The organism is Allobosea sp. 05T422_2 (assembly GCF_056396265.1).
This window is the reverse complement of record NZ_JBFTLD010000417.1, coordinates 1-3,435: the sequence shown is the minus strand read 5'-3', so window position 1 is coordinate 3,435 and position 3,435 is coordinate 1. Positions and strand designations below refer to the sequence as shown.

Genomic DNA, 3,435 nt, shown 5'->3' with positions numbered 1-3,435 from the left:
CAGCAGCGGCGCCCGACACTGCCGACGCCGACGACCTTGATGGCTGCGTCGACCAGATGATAGCGGTCCAGCAGGACGCGACGGTCCTCGGACAAGGTCTCCCGGTAATCGCGGAAGATCCGCTTCAACTGCTCCTCGAAATCCGGACGCCGCGATCCCTCGGGATGGTAGATCAGGGGCGGCATGTCGCGAATGCGGACGCGACCGCCAACCATGTCCGTTATCTTGGGAAAATCGGTTTCCGAGCCGTCCTGCTGGGCCGCCTTCGCGATCCGCTTCTGAATTCGGCCGCGTTCGCGCGCGGGCGCCACGGAGACGAGATCGTCTCCCGTGACGCGCGCGTACCAGACGTCGAGCGGATGCATGTCCGCGTAAGTCGCAAGGTGCCTGCGGTAGCTGCGCACGCAGGCGATGGCGGTGTCCCGCGCGGTCCTGGCCGGCAATCCGATCGACCGGGCCGCGAGGACGAACGAGGTCGCGAGCCGCTTGATGTCCCACTCCCAGGGGGCGGGCAAGGTCTCGTCGAAATCGTTGATGTCGAAGAGGATGTTGCGTTCGGGCGTGGCAAAGCCGCCAAAATTCATCAGGTGGCAGTCGCCGCAGGCCTGCACCTGGATGCCGGTGTTCGGCGTGGTGCTGAGATCGGCTGCCATGATGCCTGCTGATCCCCGGTAGAAAGCAAAGGGCGACTGCAGCATGCGCCCATAGCGGATGGGGACGAGCTCGGGAATGCGATCGGCATCCGCCGCCTGAAGAAGGGCGAGCGGGTCGGGGCGGCTTCCGTTCGGCGCCCATGTCCGATGCTGCGGGCGGGGGACGCGATCGCGAAGCGCCTTTCCGGCCTCCATCCGCTCCGCCAACGACATCACCCGCGTGAATTCATCCGGTAGCGGCCGATTGGTGAGGATCTCGTCGGCGCTGGCGCCGTGCAGGACCTCCAGCTCAGACCTCTTTGGCGACGCGAGCCTGTTCGATCTTGCAGACATGACGCCCCCACACAGAAAACAGCCGGTGCAATCTTTGCGTAAGGTACGCCTTTTCGCGAATTCGAGAACTGCCTTTGAGGCCCTGATCGCACCGAATTGTCGGCTCGTTCCGCGCGTCGTCTCTCCGGTGTGGGCAGCGCCACGCCACAACCGCCGCGCCTGGCCGGGCATGGCCCAATGTCCTTGCAGTATCCCCCACCGCATTGGCCGTGATTTTTCGAGGCACAGGCCAATTGGCCCGCGGCTTGTGCTTGACGGATTGCCCGCTGCCGCGCTTGCTTGCCAGCCAGGGATGGTGGAGAGCACCATGCGCCGCGAAAAGCCCAGCCCGATACGCGCCGATACGCAAGGAACCAGCCGTTCTGCAGGGTCGGTCCGGCCTCGGGCGCCCGGCGCGAGCGCAATCCCGCGCATGGTCGTGAATTGGCTGGGTAGGGTTTTCACCGGCCGCGCTGCCCGCCCTTGGTCCGACGACCAGCGCAGCATATCGACGGCGTTCGGCGACCCCGCTTCGACCAGGCTGGGACAATCCTTCGGCGCGGCTGCCGATCAACATCCCGGCCTCTCCGGCTTCAGCCTCCTGATCCACGGGCGTGAGGCCTTCATCGCCCGTCTCGCGCTGGCCGACCTGGCCGAGCGCAGCCTCGATATGCAGTACTATTCCTGGGACGGCGATATCACCGGCCGCATCATCGTCGACAGCGTGATGAAGGCGGCCGATCGCGGGGTCAGGGTTCGTCTTCTCGTCGACGACGCCTTCTACAAGGCCAGCGATGCCGTCAAAGCCGCCCTCGACGCGCATCCCAATGTCGAGATCCGCCTGTTCAATCCGGTGACAAACCGGCGCTGGTCTGCGCTCGACTATATCGTCGATTTCGGCCGGCTGAACCGCCGCATGCACAACAAGCTGATGGTTGCCGACAATGCTGCGGCGATCGTGGGCGGCCGCAATATCGGCGACATCTATTATGGCGTGAACACGATCGCCAACTATCGCGATCTGGACGTGCTGGCGGTCGGGCCTGTCGTGCGCAATCTGTCCGATGTTTTCGACCGGTTCTGGAACAATCCCTCGACCGTGCCGATCGCGACGATCGTCGAGCGCAGCTATGGCGCCGCCGATCTCGATGCCATCCTCATTCGCCTGCGCGCGGAGATCGCCGCCGCCGAATACCCTTATCCGATCGACCAGGACCTCGACGAACTGGCACTCCAGAGCGCGGAGCTTCGCGACAATCTCGTCTGGGCACAGGGCCGGGTCATCGCCGACGATCCGGAAACCATCGCGCCGGGCATCGAGAGCGACCATGTGGTTGCGTTCATCCGCGGGCGTGTCGCCGAGCTGAAGCAGGAATTGCTCGTCGAGACGCCGTATTTCGTGCTTCCCGCCAGGGCGCAGGCAACCGTCAAGGCGCTGCACGAGCGCCATGTCCGGGTGCGCGTGCTGACCAATTCGCTGGCTTCGAACGACATGCTGCCGGCGCATTCCGGCTACGCCAAGACCCGCCGGCGGCTGTTGGAGAACGGCATGGAGCTCTACGAGCTGCGCCCGGATACCGACGCCTACCGGCCGGGCTGGTCGCTCCGTTCCGGCCGGTCACCTGCAGCCTTGCATACCAAGGCCATGGCCTTCGACCGGCAGGCCGTGTTCATCGGCAGCTTCAACCTCGATCCGCGCTCCGCCGTGATCAACACCGAGGCCGGGCTCTATATCGAGAGCCCGGAGCTGGCGGAGAGGCTGGTCGCCTACATGGCGACCGGCGTCGGGCCCGCCAACAGCTACCGTGTTCTGCTCGAGCCGAATGGCGGGATCGTCTGGGAGACGGCGCGGGAGGGGCAAAGCGTCCACTATCGGGGCGAGCCCGAGACCCGTTTGCGCCGGCGCCTCGTCGCCGACCTGTTGAAGCTCCTGCCGATCGACTCGCAACTCTGACGCCCACAATCCGGCTCGCGCGGGCAATGTCCGGGTGCTCGTGGGCGGGGCATTCATCGCGAGCGTCCTTGCCGGGGCGGCCATCAGCGCCGTGCGACAGGGGCAGGGCTCACGGGCTGCGCTCCCGTTGCAGTGACTGGGGCCGCGCCACGGCTTCCGATGCCATGTCGCCGCGAGCCGTGGGCGGCGGTCCGGCGCGCAGTGCCGCGACAGCGTCCCGCGCGCTCTCATAGGCGAGTTGCAGCGGCGCGAACTCCTCGTAGCTGCATCGGCGCTTGTAGCCGAGGGCTGCCATGTCGATCGCCAGGACGCCGAGTTCCTGCGACAGCCCTTGCGCGTCGGCTGGATCGGTCGAGGCGCCGGCGCGTTCCGTGATGTCCTTCAGGCGGGACAGGATCCCGCCCATCGGATCGGCGCCGCCCTGGTTGAGGAAGCCGCCGGCGGCGGCGAGCATCGAGCTGATGACCCCGCCGACCAGCACGACATTCCAGATCTGTTCGCTGAACAGGGTCGACC

Annotated in this window: 3 protein-coding genes; 1 reads left to right on the top strand and 2 read right to left on the bottom strand. The window is 66.2% G+C overall.

Annotated elements, in window-relative coordinates:
• The coding region (locus AC1DJT_RS35335) for a DUF2252 domain-containing protein (protein WP_476835923.1) at positions 1-1,430 on the bottom strand (1,430 nt) is incomplete at its 3' end.
• On the opposite strand from AC1DJT_RS35335, the gene AC1DJT_RS35330 reads away from it, so the two are divergent.
• Positions 1,399-2,919 carry a phospholipase D family protein gene (locus tag AC1DJT_RS35330; RefSeq protein WP_441506870.1) on the top strand — a complete coding sequence of 507 codons (1,521 nt, stop codon included), beginning with the start codon at positions 1,399-1,401 and terminating at the stop codon, positions 2,917-2,919. The two genes, AC1DJT_RS35335 and AC1DJT_RS35330, sit on opposite strands and share 32 nt — an antisense overlap.
• Positions 2,920-3,028: 109 nt before the next feature.
• Here the strand turns inward: AC1DJT_RS35330 and AC1DJT_RS35325 are convergent.
• Positions 3,029-3,435 (bottom strand): hypothetical protein (locus tag AC1DJT_RS35325; protein ID WP_476835922.1); only part of this gene is annotated, 407 nt, incomplete at its 5' end.

What these genes read in the sequence shown, in the direction of transcription:
- AC1DJT_RS35330 (WP_441506870.1), top strand. Translation starts at nt 1,399, where the DNA reads ATGGTCGTGAATTGGCTGGGTAGGGTTTTCACCGGCCGCGCTGCCCGC.